The 25,246-nt window shown below is 63.0% G+C and carries 23 protein-coding genes; 10 read left to right on the forward strand and 13 right to left on the reverse strand.

What is annotated here, in order from left to right:
• On the reverse strand, positions 1-825 hold the full coding sequence (locus tag ACSW29_RS14465; RefSeq protein WP_003946247.1) for a helix-turn-helix domain-containing protein: 825 nt from the start codon (positions 823-825) through the stop codon (positions 1-3).
• Between the two features lie 139 nt (positions 826-964).
• Here ACSW29_RS14465 and ACSW29_RS14470 point away from each other — a divergent pair, with 139 nt between their 5' ends.
• A complete protein-coding gene (locus ACSW29_RS14470; RefSeq protein WP_448277557.1) occupies positions 965-2,455 on the forward strand; it encodes an acetyl-CoA acetyltransferase in 1,491 nt (496 codons plus the stop codon).
• Between the two features lie 79 nt (positions 2,456-2,534).
• Here ACSW29_RS14470 and ACSW29_RS14475 read toward each other — a convergent pair whose 3' ends face one another.
• On the reverse strand, positions 2,535-3,773 hold the full coding sequence (locus ACSW29_RS14475) for a DUF222 domain-containing protein (protein WP_448277558.1): 1,239 nt from the start codon (positions 3,771-3,773) through the stop codon (positions 2,535-2,537).
• 208 nt (positions 3,774-3,981) lie between these two features.
• Here ACSW29_RS14475 and ACSW29_RS14480 point away from each other — a divergent pair, with 208 nt between their 5' ends.
• Entirely contained in the window at positions 3,982-4,563 is a 582-nt protein-coding gene (locus tag ACSW29_RS14480; protein ID WP_347874357.1) for a TetR/AcrR family transcriptional regulator, read from the forward strand.
• Here the strand turns inward: ACSW29_RS14480 and ACSW29_RS14485 are convergent.
• The 4 genes from ACSW29_RS14485 to ACSW29_RS14500 form a co-directional block, all read right to left on the reverse strand.
• Positions 4,560-6,368, reverse strand: coding sequence for an ABC-F family ATP-binding cassette domain-containing protein (locus ACSW29_RS14485; protein WP_003946255.1), 1,809 nt, complete (start codon positions 6,366-6,368; stop codon positions 4,560-4,562). The two genes, ACSW29_RS14480 and ACSW29_RS14485, sit on opposite strands and share 4 nt — an antisense overlap.
• The gene (locus ACSW29_RS14490) at positions 6,368-7,303 is read right to left on the reverse strand and encodes a 4-(cytidine 5'-diphospho)-2-C-methyl-D-erythritol kinase (protein ID WP_230814292.1); all 936 of its coding nucleotides are present in this window, start codon (positions 7,301-7,303) and stop codon (positions 6,368-6,370) included. The genes ACSW29_RS14485 and ACSW29_RS14490 overlap by 1 nt, the downstream gene beginning before the upstream one ends.
• Positions 7,304-7,384: 81 nt before the next feature.
• The gene (locus tag ACSW29_RS14495) at positions 7,385-8,161 is read right to left on the reverse strand and encodes an ABC transporter permease (protein ID WP_448277559.1); all 777 of its coding nucleotides are present in this window, start codon (positions 8,159-8,161) and stop codon (positions 7,385-7,387) included.
• Positions 8,162-8,188: 27 nt separating this feature from the next.
• Positions 8,189-9,184 carry an ATP-binding cassette domain-containing protein gene (locus ACSW29_RS14500; RefSeq protein WP_448277560.1) on the reverse strand — a complete coding sequence of 332 codons (996 nt, stop codon included), beginning with the start codon at positions 9,182-9,184 and terminating at the stop codon, positions 8,189-8,191.
• Between the two features lie 96 nt (positions 9,185-9,280).
• Here ACSW29_RS14500 and ACSW29_RS14505 point away from each other — a divergent pair, with 96 nt between their 5' ends.
• Entirely contained in the window at positions 9,281-10,249 is a 969-nt protein-coding gene (locus ACSW29_RS14505; protein ID WP_448277561.1) for a helix-turn-helix transcriptional regulator, read from the forward strand.
• 96 nt (positions 10,250-10,345) lie between these two features.
• On the opposite strand, the gene ACSW29_RS14510 is transcribed toward ACSW29_RS14505, so the two are convergent.
• Positions 10,346-10,549: a cold-shock protein gene (locus ACSW29_RS14510; protein WP_003946232.1), complete on the reverse strand. Its 204-nt coding sequence runs from the start codon at positions 10,547-10,549 to the stop codon at positions 10,346-10,348.
• A gap of 314 nt (positions 10,550-10,863) precedes the next feature.
• On the opposite strand from ACSW29_RS14510, the gene ACSW29_RS14515 reads away from it, so the two are divergent.
• The 3 genes from ACSW29_RS14515 to ACSW29_RS14525 are packed head-to-tail and all read left to right on the forward strand — an operon-like array spanning position 10,864 to position 14,256.
• A complete protein-coding gene (locus ACSW29_RS14515; RefSeq protein WP_230814296.1) occupies positions 10,864-11,073 on the forward strand; it encodes a heavy-metal-associated domain-containing protein in 210 nt (69 codons plus the stop codon).
• A gap of 7 nt (positions 11,074-11,080) precedes the next feature.
• Complete coding sequence (locus ACSW29_RS14520) at positions 11,081-11,995, forward strand: DUF748 domain-containing protein (protein ID WP_230814297.1); 915 nt, start codon at positions 11,081-11,083, stop codon at positions 11,993-11,995.
• Complete coding sequence (locus tag ACSW29_RS14525) at positions 11,995-14,256, forward strand: heavy metal translocating P-type ATPase (protein WP_317827276.1); 2,262 nt, start codon at positions 11,995-11,997, stop codon at positions 14,254-14,256. Before ACSW29_RS14520 ends, ACSW29_RS14525 begins: the two co-directional genes overlap by 1 nt.
• 59 nt (positions 14,257-14,315) lie before the next feature.
• Here ACSW29_RS14525 and rsmA read toward each other — a convergent pair whose 3' ends face one another.
• Genes rsmA through ACSW29_RS14540 form a run of 3 tightly spaced genes read right to left on the reverse strand, consistent with a single transcriptional unit; the run spans position 14,316 to position 17,510 of the window.
• Positions 14,316-15,215, reverse strand: coding sequence for a 16S rRNA (adenine(1518)-N(6)/adenine(1519)-N(6))-dimethyltransferase RsmA (rsmA, locus tag ACSW29_RS14530; RefSeq protein WP_003946263.1), 900 nt, complete (start codon positions 15,213-15,215; stop codon positions 14,316-14,318).
• 9 nt (positions 15,216-15,224) lie between these two features.
• Positions 15,225-16,352: a transglycosylase family protein gene (locus tag ACSW29_RS14535; protein ID WP_317827277.1), complete on the reverse strand. Its 1,128-nt coding sequence runs from the start codon at positions 16,350-16,352 to the stop codon at positions 15,225-15,227.
• A 33-nt stretch (positions 16,353-16,385) separates the two neighbouring features.
• Positions 16,386-17,510 carry a transglycosylase family protein gene (locus tag ACSW29_RS14540; protein ID WP_347874361.1) on the reverse strand — a complete coding sequence of 375 codons (1,125 nt, stop codon included), beginning with the start codon at positions 17,508-17,510 and terminating at the stop codon, positions 16,386-16,388.
• A gap of 236 nt (positions 17,511-17,746) precedes the next feature.
• Between ACSW29_RS14540 and ACSW29_RS14545 the strand changes: the two genes are divergently transcribed.
• Positions 17,747-19,195 (forward strand): amino acid ABC transporter substrate-binding protein/permease, encoded by a 1,449-nt coding sequence (locus ACSW29_RS14545; protein ID WP_020908609.1) that lies wholly within the window; start codon positions 17,747-17,749, stop codon positions 19,193-19,195.
• Positions 19,192-19,959 (forward strand): amino acid ABC transporter ATP-binding protein, encoded by a 768-nt coding sequence (locus ACSW29_RS14550; RefSeq protein ID WP_448277562.1) that lies wholly within the window; start codon positions 19,192-19,194, stop codon positions 19,957-19,959. Before ACSW29_RS14545 ends, ACSW29_RS14550 begins: the two co-directional genes overlap by 4 nt.
• A 36-nt stretch (positions 19,960-19,995) precedes the next feature.
• Here the strand turns inward: ACSW29_RS14550 and ACSW29_RS14555 are convergent, their stop codons facing one another.
• Together ACSW29_RS14555 and ACSW29_RS14560 are read right to left on the reverse strand one after the other, a co-directional pair.
• Complete coding sequence (locus ACSW29_RS14555) at positions 19,996-20,439, reverse strand: DUF6578 domain-containing protein (RefSeq protein WP_347874362.1); 444 nt, start codon at positions 20,437-20,439, stop codon at positions 19,996-19,998.
• 189 nt (positions 20,440-20,628) lie between these two features.
• A complete protein-coding gene (locus ACSW29_RS14560) occupies positions 20,629-21,456 on the reverse strand; it encodes a TatD family hydrolase (RefSeq protein WP_347874363.1) in 828 nt (275 codons plus the stop codon).
• A 21-nt stretch (positions 21,457-21,477) separates the two neighbouring features.
• Between ACSW29_RS14560 and metG the strand changes: the two genes are divergently transcribed.
• Both metG and ACSW29_RS14570 read left to right on the forward strand, forming a co-directional pair.
• Positions 21,478-23,076 (forward strand): methionine--tRNA ligase, encoded by a 1,599-nt coding sequence (metG, locus tag ACSW29_RS14565; protein ID WP_347874364.1) that lies wholly within the window; start codon positions 21,478-21,480, stop codon positions 23,074-23,076.
• Positions 23,077-23,226: 150 nt separating this feature from the next.
• Positions 23,227-24,405 carry a DUF2786 domain-containing protein gene (locus tag ACSW29_RS14570; RefSeq protein WP_347874365.1) on the forward strand — a complete coding sequence of 393 codons (1,179 nt, stop codon included), beginning with the start codon at positions 23,227-23,229 and terminating at the stop codon, positions 24,403-24,405.
• Here ACSW29_RS14570 and rsmI read toward each other — a convergent pair.
• Positions 24,402-25,232 (reverse strand): 16S rRNA (cytidine(1402)-2'-O)-methyltransferase, encoded by an 831-nt coding sequence (rsmI, locus tag ACSW29_RS14575; protein WP_317827283.1) that lies wholly within the window; start codon positions 25,230-25,232, stop codon positions 24,402-24,404. The two genes, ACSW29_RS14570 and rsmI, sit on opposite strands and share 4 nt — an antisense overlap.
• Between the last annotated feature and the right edge of the window lie 14 nt (positions 25,233-25,246).

Raw genomic sequence — 25,246 nt, forward strand, 5'->3', positions numbered from 1 at the left:
TCAAGCGTGCAGAAGGTACGGCACCGATTCGGGCGCCACACTCCCCTTGTTCATCATGCTTCCGGGCGTACGGCCGGTGACCCGACGGAACACTGCGACAAAAGCACTCGGAGTTTCGTACCCGACTCGCCTACTGACAACCGAAACCGGCACTCCAGCAGCCAGATACGTCAGTGCTGCGCGGACTCGAACCTGAATTCGCCACTGTGCAAAGGTCATTCCCGTGCCCTGCGCGAACACTCGCGTCAACGTACGGACACTGCCGCCAGCCGTCAGTGCCCATTCCGACAGCGAGCGCTGGTCTGCGGGATTGGCGACCAATGCTTCGGCAACGAACAGCGCCCGCGGATCGGTCGGCATCGGAACCTCCACAGCAGCAACTTCGAGCGGCTGCAGCATGTCGAAGGCCACCCGCTCGGCTCGACTACGCGCTTCGTCGGGCATGTTCCGCCGATGCATGTGCAGGAGCACCTCACGCAGGAGAGCACTGACACCGAACAAGCCCGGAACGCCCGAGGGCGCGGCGTGAGCCTCGGGCCGGAAATAGGTGCAGAAGAACTCCGTACCCGGACCTGCCTTCACGGCATGCAACGCGCCGGCGGGCAACCACAGCCCCGCCGAAGGCGGAACCTCCCAGGTGATGCCGTCAGCGACAACCGTGAGCATTCCGCCGGAGTTTCCCCAGATCAGCTCATGTTCAGGGTGACGGTGCGGTGCCCACTGCCGTTGGTGAGAGAGCTTCAGAGTCACCGTTGTCATCGAGTAGGGGTGATCGATGGAACGCGGCCCCACGGGCACCGAAATTCTCTCTGCCACAGCTGTCATGATGACGAGTATAGGACTTTCGTTAGGCATACCTAAATAGGAACCCGAAAATTGTTGACTGTGACCCCAGAGTTACACATACCAGGGTCCCCGATATCGTGACTGCAACTCCCGGCTACGGGTCGGCAACGAGAGGTACATGATGGTTGACGCATCACGAATCCCGGTCATCGTCGGCGTCGGCGATCTGCGCTGGAATCCCGCCGACGGGCACCGCGAACCTCTCGATCTGATTCACGACGCCACCGTCGCCGCCTTGAACGACAGTGGACGCGCTGAACTGGGAACACAGATCGATTCCGTGTTCGCGATCAAGACAGTCAGCTGGTCGTACGACGATCTCCCCGGGCTGCTTGCCTCACGACTAGGCGCGACCCCCAAGGTCACCTCGACCTCTCCGATCGGTGGACACTGGCCCGCGGCGCTCCTCGATCGGATCGGCGCGGCCATCGCCCGCGGTGAATCTTCGGTTGCTCTGCTCGTGGGCGGAGAATCGCACGCCAGCACCACCGCGCTGCGAAAGTCCGGAGTCACCCCCGACTCGATCGGGTGGACGGCAGCGCCCGGTGGGCCTCCCGGATTCGATCCGACCGACCTGGGAAGCCCCGAAATGCAGCGCGCCGGTTTCATCGTGCCGACGCGCGTCTACCCGCTGTTCGAGAACTGTTTCAGTGCAGCGGAGGGCCTCGGCGCCCGCGAATCGCTCGCCTGGTCCGCGAGGATGTACGCCGCGTTCTCGGAGCTGGCGTCGAAGAATCCTGCTTCCTGGACGTCGGAGATCCGATCGGCGGAAGAGATCGGCACTGTCGGCCCCGGTAACCGGATGGTCTCCGAGCCGTACCCACTGATGCTCAACGCGATGCCCTTCGTCAATCAGGCTGCGGCCGTTGTCGTCTGCTCATTGTCGACGGCCCTCGAATTCGGTATCGACGAAGGAAAACTGGTCTATCTCTGGGGCGGAGCCGGTGCCAGTGATCCATTGGACATCCTCAGCCGCAACGGCTTCGACAATTCAGCCGCGATGCACGATGCCGTGCATCGCACCCTCGATGGTGCCGGAGTCGGTGCCGACGCACTCGACATCGTCGATGCCTACAGCTGCTTCCCGATCGTGCCAAAGCTGTTGATCCGCGAACTCGGGCTCCCAGAAACCGCGATCCCGAGCGTCACCGGAGGTCACTCGTTCTTCGGGGGGCCACTGAACAGCTACACCCTGCATTCCGTCGCCGAGGTCACCAGGCGAATTCGTGACGGCGCCAACCTTGCCCTCGTCCACGGCAACGGTGGATTCCTCACCTACCAGCACTGCGTACTGTTGTCCGCCGCCGCTCATGCTGACGGGTACGTCGGCGATCCCAACGCACGCGCGTTAACTGCGGAGGTTCCGGAACTGATCACTGATTACACGGGCACGGCGGAAATAGTCACGGCTTCTGTCGAATACGGCCGCACTGGCGAGCCTGAGATCGGGTTCGTGATCGCGACGACGCCGGACGGCCGTCGCGTCGCCGGTCACACTGGTCCCGAGAATGCGGCCGAACTGACCCAGCTTCGCGGCGACAACCCGCAGGCGATCGGGCGAACTGTTCACATCAGCGACGAGAACGGGCGACTCACGCTCACGTTCTGACAGTTCCGTTCTGACAGGAGACAGCCGTCAGCACCGGGCATGGTTCTGCCCCGGTGCTCACGTCTTCAGTTATCGCGGTTCACGCCGCTGTCGGTGGACTGTTCCCGCCGATCGGCTGCTGATTCGGGTCAACGGACATCGGCGGGTAGAACACCGTCTTTCGATCGGGGCCGATCTCGACCCGCCATTCGGTGTGGTGCAGTGTCCGGTGGTGATGACCGCACAACAAGATCAGGTTGTCGAGATCCGTTGGGCCACCATCACCCCAGTGAACAATATGGTGAGCATCGCACCACCCCCACGGTGTCCCGCACCCTGGAAACGCACACCCACCATCACGCACCGTCAACGCTCGCCGCTGCGGAACCGTCGCGGTTCTTACTTCCTTGCCGCAGTCGAGCGGAACACCATTCTCGTCCAACAGAATCCGGGCGACGGTGCAGTCACAGGCCAACATCCGAGCGGTGTCGATGCTGATCGGGCCCACCCAATCCGCCCACGCAAACCCCAGCTCCTCCGTCGACGGCAGCAAGTCCTTCAAAGCCTGCATATCGGTCATGTCTTTCGCACTGGCGGTGACCGTGATGTGCGGTTTCACCCCGCCCTCGATCGGACCCAACCCCGCCCGCTCGTACCGGCGCAACAGTTCGCAGAACCCGTCCGCACGTCGTAGTGCCGGCGTGCGGGTGTCTTTGACGCCGTCCTCCTCCGGTGTCGGCGCCGACAGGCTCGACAACAACGTGATCAACCGCGCCCCGTTGACCGCATCCAAATCACCTTTCACCGTCACCCGTCCATACAGGCCTTTCGAGGCATAGAACTCGTTGCGCTCCGAATCCTCACCCACCGGAACGCCATCCTCGCGGTTTCCGTACTGCTTCTCGATCCGCCGGATCGCAGCACGCACCGCATCACAATCCGCAATATTCTTCGACGCCAACGACAACAAGATTCCCCGAGCCTTGTTCACATCCGCCGGCGTCATGTTCTTCGGCGGATGCTGACAAAACGACGCCACCTGCCGCGCCTTCAACGCATCCACATCGCCCCGGTGAAACGCATCCGCGACAACAGGTTCGAGCATCAACAACCGCGCCAAACCGACCAGCAGGCTGCACTCACCGATCTCCAAATTCGTCGAACCATGCAACCACTGCGCGATCGCCCGAAAACCCTTCCCGCCGAGAACCTCACGGGAAAACATCTCCACGATCAACAACACCATCCGCGACTGCAACTCGTGCCGGACACGCACCAGATCCAGAACCTCACCCTTGAGATCCCCACCATCCAACTGCCACGCATCCCGACTGTCCATACCCAGAGTATAATCGAACAAACTTTCGAACGCCAGGGGCAAAACGGACAACTTCGAGAACATGAAGACTCGAGACCTGTTGAAGTACATCAACATTCGCCTAGTCGTCCAATATCACGCGATAGAAGACATACCCCGCAAAACACACAATCGCAACAACGCACAACACAAGCAGGATATCGAAAATGACGACCATGCTTCACCCCCAGTGAGTTCAACCCAGTTCCAGAACTTCTCCGAAAAGAAGAAAATTCTCCACGCGGAGAAGAACGTACCACGGTATCTTCTCTGCGTGGAGAAATCGACGCGAGAAGCACTTCTGGACGCTGGGCTCGAACTACTGGGCCGGGTTGGGTTTCGAGCTTGGTCGATGAGGGGTGTCGAGGACGAAGCCGGCGTGCCGCACGGCAGCGCACGGCACTATTTCGCAAACCAACGTGGGCTGATAGTCGAAGTGGTGCGACACCTTCTGGACGGCGATCTTCCTCGCCCGGGCGAGACGCCGAAGCAACAGGTGGCCCGGTGGCTGGGGCCCGAGTCCGGTCGCACTCGTGCTCGCTACGAACTGATCATCGCGTCATTCCACGATCCCGACCTCGCAGTGGAACTGGTGCGTGGTCGGGATCGATTTGTTGCCATCTTGATCGAACGCGGCATGACCTCGTCCGATGCAGCGGAATTGGTCGCAGCACTGGACGGGCTCGTTCTGGATGCGCTGCTGCGCAGGCAGGCTCCGGACACCGTGGATCCAGAGCGAACCTTCAAGAAGTTCGGGGCGAAGTTCCCCTAGCCGTCGAGCTCGGCGAACAGCTCCATCCACTGCTCTTCGGCGGCTTCCTTGTCGGCGATGACCTGCTTGAGTTCTGCGCCGAGCTTCTGCAGCTTGTCCGGGTCGGTGGCCGCGTCGGCAAGTGATGCGTGCAGCTTCTTTTCACGGTCGTCGAACTTCGCGATAGACCGCTCGAGCTTCGAAAGTTCCTTGCGTGCAGCGCGATCCGCGGCACCGTCGCGAACCTGCTTGCTCTTCGACGCACCACTCGCGGTCGAGGCCACTGACGGGTTGTCGCCATCCCCCATCGCGGCGCGCCGACGCAGGTAGTCCTCGATACCGCCGGGCAGGTTGGTGAGCTTGCGATCACCGAAGAGCGCCCAGGTGGTGTCACAGATGCGCTCGATCAGGTACCGGTCGTGCGAGATCACAACCATGGTGCCTGCCCAGCCGTCGAGCAGATCCTCGAGTTGCTGAAGCGTGTCGATGTCGAGATCGTTGGTGGGCTCGTCGAGAAGCAAGACATTGGGCTCGGCCATGAGAACACGCGTCAACTGCAGACGTCTGCGCTCACCACCGGACAGGTCACCGACGGGGGTGCGCTGACGCGCCGGTGTGAAGCCCAGCCGCTCAGCCAGCTGACCAGCCGATACTTCCTTGTCACCCAGGGTGATTCGCTCGGCTACATCCTTGACCGCGTCGAGTACGCGCATGTCGGTCGGAAGATCGTCGAGTTCCTGCTTGAGCCAACCGATGTGGACGGTCTGTCCCTGAATGCGCTTTCCGGCTGCAGGCTCGAGTTCGCCGGCCAGCGTCCGCAGCAGCGTCGTCTTGCCCGAGCCGTTGACGCCGACCAGGCCGACACGCTCGCCCGGTGCCAGACGCCAGGTCAGATCCTCGACGAGTACGCGCCCGTCCGGGGTCTCCAGACGAGCGTCTTCGAGTTCGATGACAACCTTGCCGAGCCGACGCTGCGCGAACGACGCAAGCGCCACCGCGTCACGAGGTGCCGGAACGTCGGCGATCAGGGCTTCTGCTGCTTCGATGCGGTACTTCGGCTTGGACGTACGGGCAGGAGCACCGCGGCGCAGCCACGCCAGTTCCTTACGCGCAAGGTTGCGGCGACGCTCTTCGGAAGCGTCGGCCTGACGGGAACGCTCGGCACGGGCGAATACCCAGTCGTTGTAGCCACCCTCGTAGCTTTCGACGCCGCCACCGACAACCTCCCAGGTGCGGGTGGCGACGGTGTCGAGGAACCAGCGATCGTGGGTCACGACAACAAGCGCACTGCGACGTGAGACGAGGTGCTCGGCCAACCACTGAACACCTTCGACGTCGAGGTGGTTGGTGGGCTCGTCGAGCACCAGCAGATCGAGGTCCTGAACAAGAGCTGCAGCCAGCGCGACGCGGCGGCGCTCGCCGCCGGACAGTCCGTCGACCTTGGCGTCCAATGCAGACCGCTCGCCGCCGGCGCCCAGGTTGTCGATGCCGATACCCGAGAGCACTGAACGGATGCGCGCATCGCCGGCCCACTCGTGCTGAGCTACTCCGAGCGGCCCCAGGACCACTTCACCGACCGTGGAGCCGGGAGGCAGTACGCCGCGCTGTGTCACGACGGCCATCCGCAATCCGCCGACGCGGCTCACTCGTCCCGAATCCGGCTGCTCCACACCCGCGAGGACCTCGAGCATAGTTGTCTTGCCGCCACCGTTGAGGCCGACCACGCCGATGCGCTCGCCCTCCTCGACGCCCAGGGAGACCCCGTCGAGCAACGGCTTGACGCCGAAAGACTTCGACACGTTTTCCAGATTGATCAGATTCGCCATCAGTGCTGTCCCTTTGCCGCATTGTCGAGTATTCGTGCTCCGGGAACAGGTCCGCTCGCCACGCGAACGGTGCGGCACACCCCCGCTCCCGCAAGTTCTGCGCTCACTTCCACCGCGGACTGTGCGTCGGCGCAGAGAAACGCGCATGTCGGTCCGGAGCCGGAGACGATGCCGGACAATGCTCCGGCTTCGACGCCCGCTCGCAGCGTCCGTCGTAGATCCGGGTTGAGTGAGAGCGCTGCCGCCTGCAGATCGTTGCCGAGGAGCGGGGCGAGCAGATGAGCATCACCGGTGGTGAGCGCCTGAATCAAGGCGTCGGCACTCCCCAACCGTTTCGGAGAACCTTCGGCCCGCAGCTTGTCCAGTTCTCGAAACACGACGGGCGTACTCAAGCCGCCCTTGGCCAGCGCCAACACCCAATGAAAGGTGTGGCGGGTCAAGACGGGGACAAGTTGTTCGCCGCGGCCGGTTCCGAGCGCGGTGCCACCGTGCAGGGAGAACGGGACGTCGCTCCCGAGGCGTGCCGCGAAGGCGTCGAGATCGGGCCGAGAGAAGTCGAGCTTCCACAACGAGTTGAGCGCAACCAACGCGGCGGCCGCGTCGGCGCTCCCGCCGGCCATTCCTCCTGCGACGGGAATGCCTTTCTCGATGACGATCTCCACGTTCGGGGCCACGCCACCCTCAACCGCGAGCATCTCGGCGGCCCGCCACACGAGATTGGTGCGATCGGTAGGCACGGCCGCGGCGTCGTCGCCGATAACCCGCACGGTCAGAGCGTCCGCAGGCGCCACCGTGACGGTGTCTGCCAGCGACAATGCCTGGAACACCGTCGTCAGTTCGTGATAGCCGTCGTCGCGCAGGTCCCCGACGGCAAGGTGGAGATTCACCTTGGACGGGGCCCGGACAACTACGGGGCGGGGAACGACGGAGAGCACAAGGAACAACAATAGGCGCTGCGAACACCTGGGCGAAAACCTGCGACCGCCGCACCCCGTCCGACAGCCAGCACACCGACGCTATTTCACCGCGCGCACACCTACGCCCAGACCGACAACCGCAACGCCCACAGCGGCCACGATTCCTGCCAGAACGCTGCCCGATGCGAAGTCACCGGCAAACAGTGCCCGCTCGGCGTCGACGACGTAGCCCAGCGGATTGATGTTCACGAGGACCTTCATCCAACCCGGCGCATCGTCGAGCGGAAGCATGGTTCCCGACAGGATCAGGAGCGGGAACATCAGCGTCTGCTGAACGACCCAGAACATCCAATCCTGCTCTCGCACAGCCAGAGCGAGAGCGTACGAGAGCGCACCGAGTCCGACGCCGAACACTCCGAGCAGGACGATCCCGAGCGCGGCGCCCGCTGCGTTGACGTCCAACCCGAGCGGAAGTGCAACCAAAATGATCAGAATCGCCTGCGCGGCAAGCGGAACCATCTCCTTGCACGCCCTGCCGATCAGCAACGACGAGCGTCTGAGCGGAGTCACCAGCATGCGCTCGTGCGATCCCTGCTGCATCTCCATCAGAAGGTTGGAACCGGTCATCGTCGTTCCGAAGATCGCGATCATCACCAATACACCGGGAATGAACCAATTCCATACGCCGTCACCGGTACCCGGGACCCCTTTGAGCAGAGGTCCGAACAACGCCAGCAGGATCAGCGGCTGAACGAGGCTGAAGATGACGCTGACCGGGTCACGCAACATCGGGCGCAGTTCACGACCCATCACGATTGCGCTGTCTCGAACGATGTTGCCGCGCAAGGTACGTGGGGTATCGAGTGTGATTGTCATGGCAGATTCCTGTTCGTCGTAGTAGTTCTAGGAAGCGACGGCGGCGGCGCTCTCGCGCAGACTGCGGCCGGTGAGGGTGAGGAAGACGTCGTCAAGAGTGGGTCGGGTGATGTCGGCGGTGAGAGCGCGGGCACCTCGGGCATCCGCTTCACGCAGCAACACAGGTAGGGTCGAATCACCCTCGTCGGCACGGATACTCACTGCGCTTGCGTCGACAGTGACTTCACGGACGGTGACAAGTTGCTCGGCCACCGACGCTGCGACCCCGGCCGCCTCGGCGCTGTCGAAGGTGAGCAGAAGATGATCTCCCGCAAGATCCGCCTTGAGTGCGGCAGCGGTGTTGTCCGCGATGACAGTGCCCTCGTCGATGACGATGACCCGCTCTGCCATCGAATCCGCTTCTTCGAGGTAGTGCGTGGTCAGCACGATCGTCGTGCCCATCTCTCGCCGCAACCGGAGGATGTGGTCCCAGAGGTTGGCCCGACTTTGCGGGTCCATGCCCGTGGACGGCTCATCGAGGAACAGGAGGGGCGGGCGATGGACCAGGCTCAGAGCAATATCGAGCCGCCTGCGCTGCCCGCCCGACAGAGTGCTGACCTTGCGAGCGCCCAGATCGGTGAGTTCCAGATCACCCAGCAACTCGTCGGCCCGGACCTGCGAGTCGCCCTTGGACATTCCGTAGCACAACCCCTGCGTCACCAACTCGTCGCGAACCCGCTGGTTGTGGCCGGCGCCGTTGCCCTGTCCGACGTATCCAAGGCTCGAGCGCACCTCGTTTCGCGCCGCGGAGATGTCGAACCCTGCGATTCGCGCGCTGCCGGACGTGGGCTCGAGCAAGGTGGTCAGCATGCGCAACGTCGTCGATTTTCCGGCACCGTTCGGCCCCAGCAAGGCAACCAACTCGCCCTCCGCTACGTCGAGCGTGACTCCATTGACTGCTTCCACGAGCTTCTTGCCCTGGGCGAAGTGCTTGGTGAGCGCCTTCGTCTCGATCATCGGTCTGCCGTCGTTGATGCGACTCATGATGTGCCCCAATTTCTTCTCGACTGGTCGGATGTGGACCAACCTAAGTTCAATTGAGGACGCATTGGGTCCTAAATGTTTGGCAGACTTCTTGCCATGAAGGAGACATCGGCTCGCCTACTGCGGTTGCTGTCACTGCTCCAGACACGTCGAGACTGGTCCGGTGCCGAACTCGCAGACAAGCTCGCGATCACCCCGCGCACAGTCAGACGTGACGTGGACCGCCTCCGCGATCTCGGCTACCCGGTCGACGCGACGGTCGGCGTCGGCGGCGGATATCGCCTGGGAGCCGGTGCGGAAATGCCCCCGCTACAGCTCGATGACGAAGAAGTGCTCGCGGTGGTGCTCTCTCTGCAGTCTGGTGCGACCGGATCCGTGGTCGGCATCGGCGAGGCTTCGATGCGCGCGCTCGCGAAACTGCGACAGATCATGCCGTCGAGACTGCGGCACCGTCTGGAGTCCCTGTCGATCGACGTGGTGCCACGAGAGCCGGCAGCGAGCGCAGTCGATGCGTCCGTCCTGTCCGCCATCGCGTCGGTGTGCCACAACCACGAACGTCTGAGGTTCGACTACAGCACGCACGACGGGACGCAGAGCCGGCGCGAGGTGGAACCGTACCGACTCGTGCGGTCGGGAGTTCGGTGGTACCTGGTGGCCTGGGATCTCGCTCGCGCAGACTGGCGGTCGTTTCGCGTCGACAGGATGGAACCCAAGATCCCCACCGGTCCACGATTCACGCCTCGGGACCTACCTGCCGGTGGCGCAGCAGACTTCGTCTCCCGCGGTGTTGCTCGGGCTTATTCCTCCACGCGCGCAACAGTTCTACTGCATGCACCCATCGAGCAGATTGCACCCATGGTCAGTGAACAGTGGGGATCAGTGGAGTCCACCGACGAAGGCCATTGCGTCATAGTGCTTTCGGGCACTTCGCTGCGGTCAATCGCACAGTGGCTCAGGGCCTTCGACGCCGATTTCACGGTGATGAATCCACCTGAACTCCGCGAAGAATGCCGCACGATCGCGGCGGAAACGACAGTAGCCGCTCAGCGTTATCTCAATGCATGACAGCACTTTTCGCGCAAATACAACAAGACCCCAACTCCGAAGAGCTGGGGTCTTGTCAGTACGTCATGCGCCGGTTGCCCGACTTACATGGACGTCTTAGACGATGGTAACGCCGGTGGCCTGCGGGCCCTTGTTGCCCTGACCGATCTCGAACGCCACGCGCTGGTTCTCCTCGAGAGTGCGGAAGCCGCCACTCTGGATCTCGGAGTAGTGAACGAAGACGTCAGCACTGCCGTCTTCGGGAGCGATGAAGCCGAACCCCTTCTCGGAGTTGAACCACTTCACGATGCCCTCTGCCATGTAAATCTCCTCTAACACAGTGTCAACAGGCAGTCGCTTCGACCGCCCGGGTCACTTACTACGACCGTTCTGAGACAAATCCGTGGAGGATGTCCAAACGCTCGCAACCTAACTATTTGCGAGCGTGGAAACACAAACACAAACACTTACGACCAACACAAGTAGACCACACATCCGCCCTGTTGTCTTCCCTGAGGCCTTCATCACTGCCCAACCCATTGACAGGCATACCCCCTGGGGGTACCTTCAGTTGCAGAGCGATACCTACACCGGGTATCCGTAAAATGAGTTTTCCACAACCGAAGGGATCTGCGATGACCACCGCCGAATACACCGTTTCCGGAATGACCTGCGGACACTGCGTCGGATCCGTCAAGGAAGAGGTCGGCAACATCGCGGGCGTAACCGCGGTGGATGTCGAATTGGCGAGCGGACGCGTCGTTGTCACCAGCGATGCTCCTGTCTCCGAAGCCGACGTCGCCGCAGCAGTCGACGAAGCCGGCTACGCAGTCGTACCAAGCTGAGTCAGCTGTGCGCACCTCGACAACACTTGCCACCTACGCCGTAGGGTTGGTCGCCGTCTTCGGCGCCGCCCTCGGCGTGGGGGCCGCAATCGGAAGCCCGATAGACATGTCCACCACCCAGCACAGCACCCACGAATCAACCACCGAATCGATGCCAGGCATGGATTCGGCAACGCCTGCAGGGCTCGAAGTCTCTTCCGGCGGATACACACTCACCGAAGTGACCGCACCCGGTCGAGCTGGGGAGCCGGGAACCTTGACCTTCCGGATTCTCGACAGCAACAACGCGCCCGTCGTCGATTTCGACCTCCTGCACGAGAAGAAGCTTCACCTCATTGTCGTCCGAAACGACACCAGCGAATTCCGCCACGTGCATCCGTCGCTCGCCGCAGACGGCACCTGGTCGATCGACTGGGCCTGGCCCGTCGCCGGCACCTACCGAGTCTTCGCGGACTTCGATCCCACCGACGGCACCCAACTGACACTCGGTCGAAACTTCGACGTGGCAGGCGAATTCACTCCTGCGCCGCTGCCTGCGAAGAGCGCGACCGCAACTGTCGACGGATACACCGTGACTCTCGACGGTGACCTGACCACTGCCGGCGGCCCGATCACGCTGAGCGTTGCTCGCGACGGAACCCCGGTCACCGATCTCGATCCGTACCTCGGCGCCTATGGTCACCTCGTTGCCCTGCGCACCGGCGACCTCGCCTACCTGCACGTGCACCCCGAAGGTGAGCCGGGCGACGGCGTCACAGCTCCTGGTCCGGACATTTCCTTCCACGCACAGGCACCGAGCGAAGGCACATACCGACTGTTCCTCGACTTCCAGCACGAGGGCGTGGTCCGGACCGCCGAATTCACTGTAGATGCAGGCACTTCCATTGCTTCAGTTCCAGACAATCACGAGGGAGGGCACTGATGACGTCACCGACTGCGGTCGACAATGCTGCCAAATCGAGCAGCGTCGAACTCGCGATCACCGGAATGACCTGCGCCTCCTGCGCGTCACGAATCGAGAAGAAGCTCAACAAGATCGACGGCGTCACAGCCACCGTCAACTACGCGACGGAAAAAGCCAAGGTCACCTTCCCGGACGGGGTACCCGTCGAAGATCTGGTCACTGCCGTCGAGAACGCCGGCTACGCCGCCGCGCTCCCCAAGCCACCCAGCGCGCCTGACAGCGTCGACCCGGACGCGGAAACGCCGCAGGATCGCGATCTGCGCGAGCTTCGTACCCGCCTGATCATCTCGACTCTGCTCTCGGTACCGGTCATCGCGATGGCGATGATTCCTGCGCTGCAGTTCGACAACTGGCAGTGGCTCTCCCTCACGCTGGCCGCGCCGGTCATCGTGTGGGCGGCCCTTCCCTTCCACCGTGCCGCCTGGGTGAACCTGCGTCACGGCGCCGCCACGATGGACACGCTCATCTCCCTGGGCACCATCTCGGCGTTCGTCTGGTCGCTCTACGCACTGTTCTTCGGCACCGCGGGCGAAGCGGGAATGAAGCACGCGTTCAGACTGACGGTCGACCGGATGGACGGCAGCGCCAACATCTACCTCGAGGTTGCCGCGGGCGTCATCACGTTCGTGCTCGCCGGACGCTACTTCGAGCACAAGTCCAAGCGCACGTCCGGTGCCGCACTACGCGCGCTCATGGAACTCGGTGCGAAAGACGTCGCGGTATTGCGAGACGGCGTCGAAGTACGAATCCCCGCCGAAGAACTGGCAGCGGGCGACTCCTTCATCGTTCGGCCCGGCGAGAAGATCGCCACGGACGGCATCATCACCGAGGGCCGCTCAGCCGTCGACATGAGCATGTTGACGGGTGAATCCGTGCCGGAGGAAGTCGGTGTCGGAGACACCGTCGTCGGGGCCACCGTCAACGTCGGTGGAACGTTGACCGTCGAGGCCACCCGCGTCGGGAGCGACACCCAGCTCGCCCAGATGGCGGCACTGGTCGAAGACGCACAGAACGGCAAGGCCGAAGTTCAGCGCCTCGCCGATCGGATCGCCGGTATCTTCGTTCCGGTCGTCATCGCGATTGCCGTTGCGACACTGGGCTACTGGCTCGGGACTGGTAACCCCATCGAGATGGCGTTCACCGCTGCGGTCGCCGTGCTGATCATCGCGTGCCCCTGTGCTCTCGGATTGGCAACGCCCACAGCCTTGTTGGTGGGCACGGGCCGCGGAGCCCAGATGGGAATCCTGATCAAGGGACCCGAGGTGCTCGAATCGACGCGCGCAGTCGACACCGTCGTGCTCGACAAGACGGGAACCGTCACTACTGGTCAGATGACATTGCTGGACACCGTCGTGGGCGAAGGAACAACCGTCGACGAGGTACTTCGACTGGCCGGCGCACTCGAACATCGCTCCGAACACCCCATCGCCGCAGCGATCGCGAAGGGCGCGACCGAAGCCGTGGGCGAATTACCTCCGGTCGAGGATTTCGTGAACGTCGCCGGACGCGGCGTGCAGGGAATGGTCGACGGTCATGCCGTCGTCGCCGGCAGAGACGCGCTGCTCGCCGACTGGTCGATGCCGTTGCCGGAGAATCTGCGCGAGGCGAAAGCTGAAGCAGAGAAGGCCGGGCGCACCGCAATCGCGGTGGGCTGGGACGGCGAGGCACGCGGCATCCTCGTGATCGCCGACGCGGTCAAGGACACGAGCGCCGAAGCGATCGCACAGTTGAAGTCACTCGGCCTCGAACCGGTTCTGCTGACTGGTGACAACGCCACCGTCGCCCGCACTGTCGCGGATCAGGTCGGAATCAGCACCGTGTTCGCCGAGGTCATGCCGGCCGACAAGGTCGACGCCGTCAAGAAGCTTCAGGCAGAAGGACGCGTCGTGGCCATGGTCGGCGACGGCGTGAACGACGCGGCAGCCCTGGCCCAGGCCGATCTCGGTCTGGCAATGGGCACGGGTACCGACGTTGCAATCGAGGCCAGCGACATCACTCTGGTGCGCGGTGACCTGCGGTCGGCAGCCGATGCAATTCGACTGTCTCGCAAGACGCTCAAGACCATCAAGGGCAACCTGTTCTGGGCATTCGCCTACAACACGGCAGCGATCCCGCTGGCTGCGGCCGGCCTGCTCAACCCGATGCTCGCCGGTGCCGCAATGGCATTCAGCAGTGTGTTCGTGGTGAGCAACAGCCTGAGGTTGCGGCGGTTCAACTAAGGGGGCGAGCCCCCTGTGCGCGGTTAGGGAGTCCCTGCACTCCTTAACCGCGCACGGGGCTATTCGCCTCCAGCCAGCCGAACGAAGGCTGCTGCGTCGAGCATCTCGCCACGCGTCTGTGGCTCGATGCCCGCAGCGAGGAGTCGTCGTTCGGCTTCAGCCGGCGAACCTGCCCATCCGCTGAGAGCGGCACGCAGAGTCTTGCGGCGCTGTGCGAATGCGGCGTCGATGGCAGCAAAGACCTGCTTGCGGTGCTTTTCGTCCATCGGCCACGGTGGCTCCGCGTACCGGTCGATACGAACCAGACCGGATTCGACCTTGGGCACCGGCCAGAAGACGTTGCGTCCGACGGCACCGGCGCGGCGAACCTCGCCGAAGAAGTTGGCCTTGACGCTGGGAACACCGTAGATCTTGCTCCCCGGATCAGCCGCCAGGCGATCGGCGACCTCGGCCTGCACCATCACGAGTGCGGTCCGCAAACTCGGCAACGAAGCGAACAGGTGCAGCAACACCGGCACCGCGACGTTGTACGGCAGGTTCGCGACCAGCGCGGTCGGCTCGCCGGGAATCTGCGAAGGCAACACACGCATCGCGTCGGCTTCGACGACGGTCAGGCGATCGGCCAACTCCGGCGCTCGCTCGGCCACCGTCTTCGGAAGGCGAGCCGCGAGGTTGGGATCGATCTCGACCGCGATCACGCGATCGACCACGTCCATCAGCGCCATCGTCAGCGAACCGAGACCAGGCCCGACCTCGAGAACGACGTCGTCACGAGTGACGCCTGCCGTGGTGACGATGCGCCGCACGGTATTGGCGTCGTGAACGAAGTTCTGCCCCAACTGTTTCGTGGGCCGGACACCGAATTCCTCGGCAAGAGCGCGCACCTCGACCGGACCGAGCAGGGCTGCCTGCCCGCGCGGAGTAGCGATGGGTTCGTTCGATTGTTCGGCGTCTGACACCAGTAGAACTTATCCCAGTCCGAGGCGACCCGAGCACGACGGCCATGCGCCCCAGCCCTGAGTGCGCTGCGTTTGCGTCGCGATCGCGATCTGCTCTTCACGGGTTGCGAGGTCGGCGCGAGGCGCATACTTCAACCCGCCCTGCCGTTCCCAGGTGTTCTGATCGAACTGCACGCCGCCGTAGAAACCGTTGCCGGTGTTGATAGCCCAGTTGCCGGTGGCTTCGCACTGTGCGAGCGCATCCCACGTCGCACCGTTCTCCACGGGCGGCACCTCGGTGCCCGGCTTCGTTCCGACACGCACGACCTTCGGCTGCGCCGGTGTGGTGATCGTCTCCGATACCTGTGTGCGTCCGGCCTCGACACCGTTGACGAGATTCACGGCGAACGTCACGTCACGCACGCCGGGCACGCCCGGGTTCTCGACGATCGTGCGACTCTGGTTCATCGTCGGATCCTCGATGCGCTGATCCGGCGGATCGAGCGGCAAGGTCTCAACTTTGTTCTCGGTGCGGTTGCGCGTCACCGTGACCTCGAGGCCCTCGGTCAGTGGAGCGTCGGCGGCGGGAACCACCGTGTCCGACTGCTCGAGAGGAGTTCCGTTTGCGGTGAGGAACTCCCCTACCGTCGGAGCCGCGACACGCACGTCTGCTGCCGCGTTTGCGCCGTCGACCAGTTTTGCGACAACCGGTGTCAGCACATCGAGCGCGGCGCCGTCGAGCGGGAGACGCTGCGAGCGCGAAGCCGACACGTGCACATCTGCCGCGACATCCAACTGCTTCAACGCGTCGTCGACGGTCAAAGCGGTGGTCCAGAGCTTCTGCGGCTGACCGTCGACCGTCAGCGTGATCTCTCGCGCGCGACGGAGCACCACGGTGTCGCCGTCGGACAGTGAAGCGTCGGCCGCGGGGGCAACTGCGTCCTTGTCACCGATCGGGTAGCCCGCGTCCTCGAGAGCGCCGTCGACGTTGGTCGACATGGTGCTCAGGCGAATCTGCTCACCGTCGACGTCGAGTGTGATGGTCTTGTGCCGGACGACAGCGAGAACACCACCCACGAGGACGGTCAGAAGGAGCGCGGCGATCGCCGAGTACAACAACGGCGACCTGGTCGAGTTGATCTTGGCGAACGGTGACATGGGTTCCTGAGTTCTGTGTGGAGTGAGGGCGGGTCAGCGCAGGCCCAATTTGCTGGTGCAGGAGGGCCACGCACCCCAGCCCTGACCGGCGCGGACCTTCTCGCCGATCGCGATCTGCTGTTCACGTGATGCGAGGTCGGCGCGAGCCGCGTACTGACCGCCGCCGAATGCTTCCCAGGTGCTCTGGGTGAACTGAAGTCCGCCGTAGAAGCCGTTGCCGGTGTTGATGGCCCAGTTTCCGGTCGCTTCGCACTGAGCAATGGAGTCCCACGTCGACGCGTTGGACACGGCGGGCGCGGAAGTCTGCTTGGTGCCGACCTTCACTACTGCTGCGACCGGTTCCTTGATCACGGTCGCGGACAGTTCGGTTCGTCCGGCCTCCACGCCGTTGACGGTCTTGACCTCGACGGTGGCCGTGCGCTCGCCTGCAACACCCGGGTTTTCGACGACGGTCTTGTCCTTCTCGAGCTCGGGATCTTCGACCTTGTTCTCGGGCGGCGCGATCGGCTGGGTCTCGACGCGAGTGTCCGTGCGCTCGCGGGTGACCTGGATGGTCAGGCCGTTGGTAACGGGTGTGTCAGCGGTGGGAACAACCGAGTCGGCCTGCTCGAGCGGCGCATTCCTGGCAGCGAGAAGATCACCGACGGTCACGGCGGCGAGCTTGATCTCCGACGCGGGAGCGCCGCCGTCGCTGACGCTGACGGTCTTCGGGCTGACGACGTCGAGTTCGGTCCGTTCGAGGGGCAGACGATGCGAACGCGAAGCCGAGACTGCGAAGTCGTCGGAAACATCTACTTGCTTCAATGCCTCGTCGACCGTCAATGCGGTGGTCCAGATCGTCGTCGGCTGGCCGTCGACGGTCAGCGCCAACTCACGGGCACGGCGCAGTACGACGGTATCGCCGTCGGACAGAGAGGAATCAGCGCTGGGAGCGAGAGCGTCCTTGGGATCGACCGGGTATCCGGCGTCCTCGAGAGCGGTACCGACACTGCTCGACATCGTGGACAGCGAAATCATGTCGCCGTCGACATCGAGGGTGATCGTCTTGTGCCGAACCACGGCTAGAGCACCCCCGACGATGAGCGTCAGAAGCAACGCACCCACCACTGAATAGAGAAGTGGTGACTTCGTGGAGTTGATCTTGGCAAAAGGCGACACAGGAAATCCCAAGGCAGACGACGTTCGATCACAATACGGTAACGACCGAGCGTTGTATCGGCAACCAAATCACAACGAAATGCGACTTTTGTCACGGAACGGCAACGGCGTGTCGCGTGTTCTGCACTTTCCGGCTCCGATACCCGTGTATCGATTCAGCTCTGGGCGCAGTATGTTCTCGTCTGGTTCAAAGCAGTCCGGCGATCCCGGGCGCGACAGAAGAAAGCTGGGCGATAGTGCGAAGAAGATTCGACAGACCACGTAATGCCAGGTGGCCGATCCTGGCCATCCTGCTGGCGCTGATCGCAGCGCTGTTCGCCCCCGGAATCGCGAGCGCGCAACCCGGTCGCACCTACACGATCGCCACCGATCTGACATTCGCCCCGTTCGAATTCGAGAACGAAGACGGCAAACTCGTCGGCATCGACATCGACCTGCTCAATGCGATCGCCGAGGACCAAGGTTTCAAGGTCGACATCAAGCAGCTCGGGTTCGACGCGGCCCTTCAGGCCGTGCAGGCGGGGCAGGCCGACGGCGTCATCGCCGGCATGTCCATCACCGACGCCCGCAAGCAGGTCTTCGACTTCTCCGACCCGTACTTCGAGTCGGGCGTGCAGATGGCGGTTCTCGAGACCGACAACGACGTGAAGTCGTACGAAGACCTGAAGGGCAAGCGCGTCGCCGTCAAGAACGGCACCGAGGGCGCCAGCTTCGCCGAGTCCATCAAGGACCAATACGGTTTCACCACTGTCTATTTCGCTGACTCCGCCAGCATGTACGACGAGGTCCGCACCGGGAACTCCGTCGCAGTCTTCGACGACTACCCCGTCCTCGCCTACGGCATCACACAGGGCAACGGCCTCAAGACGGTCACCGAAAAAGAGGTGGGCGCGAGCTACGGCTTCGCAGTCAACAAGGGTCAGAACGCCGAACTGCTCCAGATGTTCAACGCCGGACTGCAGAACCTGCGCGACGACGGCCAGTACGACGAGATCGTCTCGACCTACCTCGGTCAGGGCGCGTCGACGTCGGACAACTCCATCATCGGCTTGATCAAGAGCACCTACCCGCAGCTTCTCAAGGGCCTGTGGTTGACGATCGTTCTCTCCGTCGTCTCGATCGCGATCGCTCTGGTCCTAGGCGCGATCTTCGGACTCTGCCGCGTGTCCACCAACATGTTCGTCCGAGGTATAGGCACGACCTACGTCGACATCTTCCGTGGCACACCGCTGTTGGTGCAGGCATTCTTCATCTACTTCGGCATACCGGCAGCCCTGCATTTCCAGATGTCCGCCTTCACCGCAGGCATCATCACGCTCTCGCTCAACGCCGGCGCGTACATGGCTGAAATCGTCCGCGGCGGCATCCTGTCCGTCGACAAGGGACAGATGGAGGCATCACGAAGCCTGGGCATCAGCTACATGAAGTCGATGCGAAAAGTCATCATGCCGCAGGCAATTCGCACGATGATCCCGTCGTACATCAACCAGTTCGTCATCACCCTCAAGGACACGTCGATCCTGTCGGTCATCGGACTCGCCGAGCTCACTCAGACAGGGCGCATCATCATCGCGCGCAACTTCCAGTCGTTCAACATGTGGCTGATCATCGGCGTCATGTACTTCATCATCATCATGGCGCTCACCAAGCTGTCGAACCGCCTCGAGAAGAGGATCAACAAGTGACCGAAACAGCCGTCAACATGGGCAAGTCCGACACCGAGGTCAAGATTTCGGTCCAGGGACTGAAGAAGTCGTTCGGCGACAACGAGGTCCTCAAAGGCCTCGACGTCGACATCAAGAGCGGTGAAGTGGTCTGCGTCATCGGGCCTTCCGGTTCGGGCAAGTCCACCTTCCTGCGCTGCCTCAACCGCCTCGAAGACATCACCGCAGGTTCAGTGCGCGTCGACCAGTTCGACCTCACGAACAAGGACGTCGACATCGACAAGGTGCGCCAGCACATCGGGATGGTGTTCCAGCACTTCAACCTGTTCCCACACATGAGCGTCGTCGAAAACGTGATGCTCGCTCCGGTGCAGACCGGGCGATCGACCAAGGAACAGGCTCGCGAGATCGCCGTCAAACTGCTCGGCCAGGTCGGCCTCGCAGAGAAGGCAGCTGCCAAGCCCGCCAGCCTGTCCGGTGGGCAGAAGCAACGTGTCGCCATCGCCCGCGCGCTGGCGATGAGCCCGGACATCATGCTGTTCGACGAGGCCACCAGCGCCCTCGACCCCGAAATGGTGGGCGAGGTTCTGCAGGTGCTTCGCGACCTCGCCAAGCAGGGCATGACCATGGTCGTCGTGACCCACGAGATGGGCTTCGCCCGTGAGGTTTCCGACCGCGTCATCTTCATGGCCGACGGGTACATCGTCGAAGAAGGCAAGCCGGAGAACTTGTTCGGCAACCCCCAGCAGCAGCGCACCCAGGACTTCCTGGCGAAGGTTCTCTAGGGGCAAGCCCCCTGTGCGCCTTTTTGGTAGTGGGGACTACCGGAAAGGCGCACGGGTGGTGGCCAATTCGACGACCAGCCCGGTCTCGATCCGATTCTGCGGCCCGAATTCGAAGTCACCGAACCTTCGGAACCACCGAGGACTGGCGTCGACCCGTCGATATGTCTCGCTGCCTTCGACGGGTAACCACATCTTCGGGTTTCCGACTTCCACGTAGCTGGTGGTCTCCACCAGAATCCCGAGGACTACGCCGGCGGTCTTGACTCCTGATGCCGACAACCCGCCGTGAACCCACCCGTCGAACTCGTCGAACTGCGATCGCGGTGTCTCCTGCGATCGCGGTGTCAATGTCCACGAGCATGGTTCACCGGCAACCGGAAACGGCCCACAGCACTCGACTTCGACCATGTCGAGATGAACGGTCACGATCTGGACCGCAGAGTCGACCGGCGTCGGCTCAGTGAAGCTGTGCGCCTTCATTCCCTCCCGGGATTCGAGAAATTCGCCACACTCGAGCCGGATCGAGAGGACTGTTCGGCTGTGCGTTCGCCGTCGTCGGGATAGATGTCGGAGGGATAAATGTAGTCATTCATCTGAATACCCCGCGCAGTAGACGAGCCGGGACACGACGGTCCCGGGCGCGGAGTTACCTGTCAGACCACCATAGCGTCAGAGCTTGTAAACGCGCTCCGCTGTCGCCGTGGACGCTGCTGCGAGCGCCTGCGGATCCTCGCCGCGGATGTCTGCGAGCGCGCGCACCGTGTAGGGCAGGCAGTACGACTCGTTGGGCGCCCCGCGAAACGGGTGCGGCGTCAGGAATGGCGCATCCGTTTCGACGATCAGCTGATCCGACGGCACCAGCAGCGCGGCCTCACGCAGTGCTTTCGCGTTCTTGAAGCTGACGGTTCCCGAAAAACTCAGCACGTACCCGGCGTCGATGCACTCCCGCGCCATCTCCGAATCCGAGGAAAAGCAGTGGAAGACCACCGTCTCCGGTGCACCTTCCTCGTTCAATACCCGCAGCAAGTCCTGGTCGGCTTCGCGGTTGTGGATCATCAACGTCTTGCCCAGACGCTTCGCCAAGTCGATGTGCCACCGGAAACCGTCGACCTGCTCCTCGATGGTGGCGCACCCCTCGAGCTTGCCGGGCCAGTAGAGATCCAGCCCGGTCTCCCCGACGGCAACTACCCGTGGATCGGACGCCAAACGCTCGATCTCGGCTCGGGTGCCGGCATCAAGAACGTTTGCCCTGGTTGGATGGATAGCAACGGCTGCGTAGACCCGCGAATCCCAATGAGCCGCGTCGACGGCAAATCGCGCGGCGTCGAGGTCGTCGGCCACCGTGACGACTCGTCCGACGCCGACGGCCTCGGCTCGATCGACTATCTCGGCCACGGTCGCAGCGTCGTGCGCACCACACGCGTCGAGGTGTGTATGGGCGTCGATCAGAGGCGACAAGGGCTCAGGGGCATCGGGGGCGGGACGGTCTTTGCTCACGCCCGATAGAGTAAGCGCACCATGACTGTGCCTGCCTCACCCTCCCAGACCTCGCGCCCGGACTCCGCCGCCTCGGAAGGCGCGGAACGACCGCCGTTCTACATCACGACAGCGATCGCGTATCCCAACGGCGCTCCGCACATCGGCCACGCGTACGAGTACATCTCCTCGGACGCACTCGCCCGCTTCAAGCGGTTGGACGGTCATGAAGTGTTCTTCATGACCGGCACCGACGAGCACGGTCTGAAGATGCAGCAGACAGCGATCAAAGAGGGAATCGACGTCCGCGAACTCGCGGCTCGGAACTCCGACGTGTTCCAGAACCTCGACAAGGTCCTGAACATCTCGTACGACCGTTTCATCCGCACCACCGACGCAGATCATCAGGTCGCCAGCAAGGCGATCTGGGAGAAGATGGCCGCATCGGGCGACATCTACCTCGACACGTACTCGGGGTGGTACTCGGTTCGTGACGAGGCTTTCTACACCGAAGCCGAGACCACGCTTCTGGAGGACGGCACCCGCCAGTCCACCGAGACCGGTACGCCGGTGGAGTGGACCGAGGAGTCCAACTACACCTTCCGTCTCTCGGCGTACGAGGACCGTCTCCTCGCACTGTACGAAGAGCATCCCGAGTTCATCGCCCCCACGACTCGCCGCAACGAGATCGTCAGCTTCGTCAAGGGCGGCCTCAAGGACCTGTCGATCTCGCGCACCACGTTCGACTGGGGCGTCGAGGTTCCCGGCGACCCCGACCACGTCATGTACGTCTGGGTCGACGCCCTCACCAATTACTTGACCGGCGTGGGCTACCCGAACGTCGACTCGGAGGAGTTCAAGAAGTTCTGGCCCGCGAGTCTGCACATCATCGGCAAGGACATCACGCGGTTCCACACCGTGTACTGGCCGGCGTTCCTCATGTCTGCCGGCATCGAACTGCCGGAGCGAGTCTTCGTCCACGGTTTCTTGTACAACAAGGGCGAGAAGATGTCGAAGTCGGTCGGCAACGTGGTCGATCCGATCGCGATGGTCGATCAGTACGGCCTCGACGCGGTCCGCTTCTTCCTGCTCCGCGAGATCTCGTACGGCCAGGACGGCAGCTACAGCCATGAAGCAATCGTGACTCGCATGAACGCAGACCTGTCCAACGAACTGGGCAACCTCGCGCAGCGTTCACTGACGATGGTCGCGAAGAACTGCGACGCCCAGGTCCCCACCCCCGGTGAGTTCACCGAGGACGACCTGGCGATGCTGGCGTCGGCAGATGCCTTGCTTGCCAAGTGCCGCAGCGAGTTCGACGTGCAAGCGCTGCATCTCGCGTTGGAAGCCATCTGGGGCGTCCTCGGAGAGACCAACCGGTACTTCTCCAAGCAGGAACCGTGGGTTCTGCGCAAGACCGATCCGGCCCGGATGGCAACGGTCCTCTACGTGACGATCGAAGTTGTCCGTATCGTCGGCCTTCTCGTTCAGCCCGTCATGCCCGACGCGGCGTCACGCATCCTCGATCTGCTTGGTCAGAGCGAAGAGAACCGTCAGTTCACCGACATCGCGGTTCGCATCGACTCGAACCGGAAACTGCCTGCTCCGGCCCCGGTCTTCCCCCGCTTCGTCGAGGAATGACCTAGGCACGAGTGCCGCACGTGGGGTCCGAAATATCCGGCTACCGGCGGATGTGTCGGACCCCACGTGCACACTCCAGCCATGACTACGAATAGAACATACATTCGAACCAGCGCTTCGGCGCAGACACTGCCTTGGAACGGAGCACGGGTGTCCACTCAGGAGGTCAGCCCTCAATCCGTCTCTGCGGCGCAGGGTCTCGTCAGCGAACTGGCCGCGGCCTACGAACACGGATGGCAACCGGCAGATCTGATCCATCTGGCGCGCCGAAGCAAAGACGCGTCCGACGCCGATCTCGCTGCAACCACCATCCTGTTCGACGCGAACGCATCCCGCGCGTCGGATCGCGCACCACTCGAGTGGGTGGGGCAGTTGCAGACGATCGGCGAGCAGTACCCGAAGTCTCGGCGCGTCGCCTCTCGAATCACCGTGGACGACGACGCTTTCCGCTCCCTCGCGGCCGGCCTACTGTTCCAGGACCCCTACTTCCTTGTTTCGCAGATCGTCGATGTCACACGATCGTGGATGCGCCTACCTCAGTGGACGGTATTGCTCGCGCCACCATCCACCTGGCCGTCGCAACGCACCGACACCAGCTATGCCGGCGTCGGTGACACCGAGGTCGATGCCAAGGTACTCAAGCGAATTCGTGGGCTACTCGCCAAAGCCGAAGCCACCAATTTCGCGGAAGAAGCCGAGATCTTCACCGCGAAGGCCCAGGAGTTGATGACTCGATACGCGATCGATTCCGCACTGCTCCACAGTCGTGCCGGGGTCACCGACACGTCAGTAAATGCACGACGCATTCACATCGAGAACCCGTACGTGAAAGAAAAAGTTCACCTCCTGACCGAGATCGGCGAATCGAATCGTGTCAGGACGGTGTGGTTCAGCGACATCGCGCTCGCGACCGTCGTCGGCACTCCGGTCGACCTTCAGCAAGTCGACATGCTGTTCACTTCACTGCTTGTACAGGCAACCCGTGCAATGCAATTCGCCGACTCGAGCAATCGCGGCGGCTCCCGTACCACATCGTTCCGCAAGGGGTTCCTGGCCGGTTTTGCCAGCCGAATCGGACACCGCCTACGCGACGCAGGCACCAAAGCCACAGCCGAAGCGGCCGACGCAGCATCGATGGACGTCGCGGATCTTCTGCCGATCCTCGCCACCACATCCGAGGCCGTCGACGCCGAATTCGATCGACTGTTCCCGACAACACGCAAGACTCGCGGACGCTCCGTCGACGCCGAAGGCTGGCACGCCGGCCAGGCCGCAGCCGACGACGCCAACCTGCGTCCCGGTGCGCCGGCAGTGCACCGCTCGCGCTAGTCCTTGCGAGCGGCCAGAACCGTCTCGTACAACTCACGCTTGGATACTCCGGCGGTCGCGACCAGTGCGCACGCGTCCTTCAAGCGCGCTCCCCCCTCGACCAGCCTTTCCACCTCGTCGACAAGATCGGCAGGATCAGATGCCACCAGCACGGCGCCTTCGAGCACTACCGTGATCTCGCCGCGAACACCCTCGGCCGCCCAGGCAGCTAACTCCCCGAGAGTGCCGCGCTTGACCTCCTCGTAAGTCTTGGTCAATTCCCGGCACACGGCCGCGCGGCGATTCGGCCCGAGAACTTCCACCGCATCTGCGAGGCAGTCGGCAAGGCGATGGGGTGCTTCGAAGAACACACACGCTCGCTGCTCGGTTGCCAAGGCCGAGAGCCACGTCTTGCGCTGCCCCTGCTTACGCGGCGGGAATCCGTCGAAGCAGAACCGCTCCACCGGCAAACCCGAGAGTGCCAGCGCTGTAGTCACCGCCGACGGGCCGGGAAGGCACGTGACGGCGAGGTTCTCGGCTACACAGGCGGCAACGAGGCGGTATCCAGGATCGCTGACAGACGGCATGCCGGCGTCCGTGACCAGAAGGACGGTCTTGCCTTCGGCGACGTCGGCGACCAGTGCGGGCAGCCGTGAAATCTCGACCTGATCGTAGAAACTGACTATTTTTCCGGTAATGGTGACGTCGAGCGCGGACGCCAGAGACTTGGTGCGTCGTGTGTCCTCCGCAGCGACGACGTCGGCGGTTGCGAGAGCAGACCGAAGACGCGGAGACGCGTCACCGACATCTCCCATGGGTGTTGCGGCGAGTACCAAACGACCAGTCATACCTGACAGCCTAC

It is taken from the genome of Rhodococcus sp. GB-02 (assembly GCF_053470465.1).

Bases quoted from the DNA above. Each gene is read 5' to 3' on its own strand.
- rsmI (WP_317827283.1), bottom strand. From the start codon at position 25,232: ATGACTGGTCGTTTGGTACTCGCCGCAACACCCATGGGAGATGTCGGT.
- ACSW29_RS14465 (WP_003946247.1), bottom strand. From the start codon at position 825: ATGACAGCTGTGGCAGAGAGAATTTCGGTGCCCGTGGGGCCGCGTTCC.
- ACSW29_RS14515 (WP_230814296.1), top strand. From the start codon at position 10,864: ATGACCACCGCCGAATACACCGTTTCCGGAATGACCTGCGGACACTGC.
- ACSW29_RS14555 (WP_347874362.1), bottom strand. From the start codon at position 20,439: ATGAAGGCGCACAGCTTCACTGAGCCGACGCCGGTCGACTCTGCGGTC.
- ACSW29_RS14525 (WP_317827276.1), top strand. From the start codon at position 11,995: ATGACGTCACCGACTGCGGTCGACAATGCTGCCAAATCGAGCAGCGTC.
- ACSW29_RS14485 (WP_003946255.1), bottom strand. From the start codon at position 6,368: ATGGCGAATCTGATCAATCTGGAAAACGTGTCGAAGTCTTTCGGCGTC.
- ACSW29_RS14535 (WP_317827277.1), bottom strand. From the start codon at position 16,352: ATGTCACCGTTCGCCAAGATCAACTCGACCAGGTCGCCGTTGTTGTAC.
- ACSW29_RS14510 (WP_003946232.1), bottom strand. From the start codon at position 10,549: ATGGCAGAGGGCATCGTGAAGTGGTTCAACTCCGAGAAGGGGTTCGGC.
- metG (WP_347874364.1), top strand. From the start codon at position 21,478: ATGACTGTGCCTGCCTCACCCTCCCAGACCTCGCGCCCGGACTCCGCC.
- ACSW29_RS14500 (WP_448277560.1), bottom strand. From the start codon at position 9,184: ATGAGTCGCATCAACGACGGCAGACCGATGATCGAGACGAAGGCGCTC.
- ACSW29_RS14475 (WP_448277558.1), bottom strand. From the start codon at position 3,773: ATGGACAGTCGGGATGCGTGGCAGTTGGATGGTGGGGATCTCAAGGGT.
- ACSW29_RS14495 (WP_448277559.1), bottom strand. From the start codon at position 8,161: ATGACAATCACACTCGATACCCCACGTACCTTGCGCGGCAACATCGTT.
- ACSW29_RS14470 (WP_448277557.1), top strand. From the start codon at position 965: ATGATGGTTGACGCATCACGAATCCCGGTCATCGTCGGCGTCGGCGAT.
- ACSW29_RS14505 (WP_448277561.1), top strand. From the start codon at position 9,281: ATGAAGGAGACATCGGCTCGCCTACTGCGGTTGCTGTCACTGCTCCAG.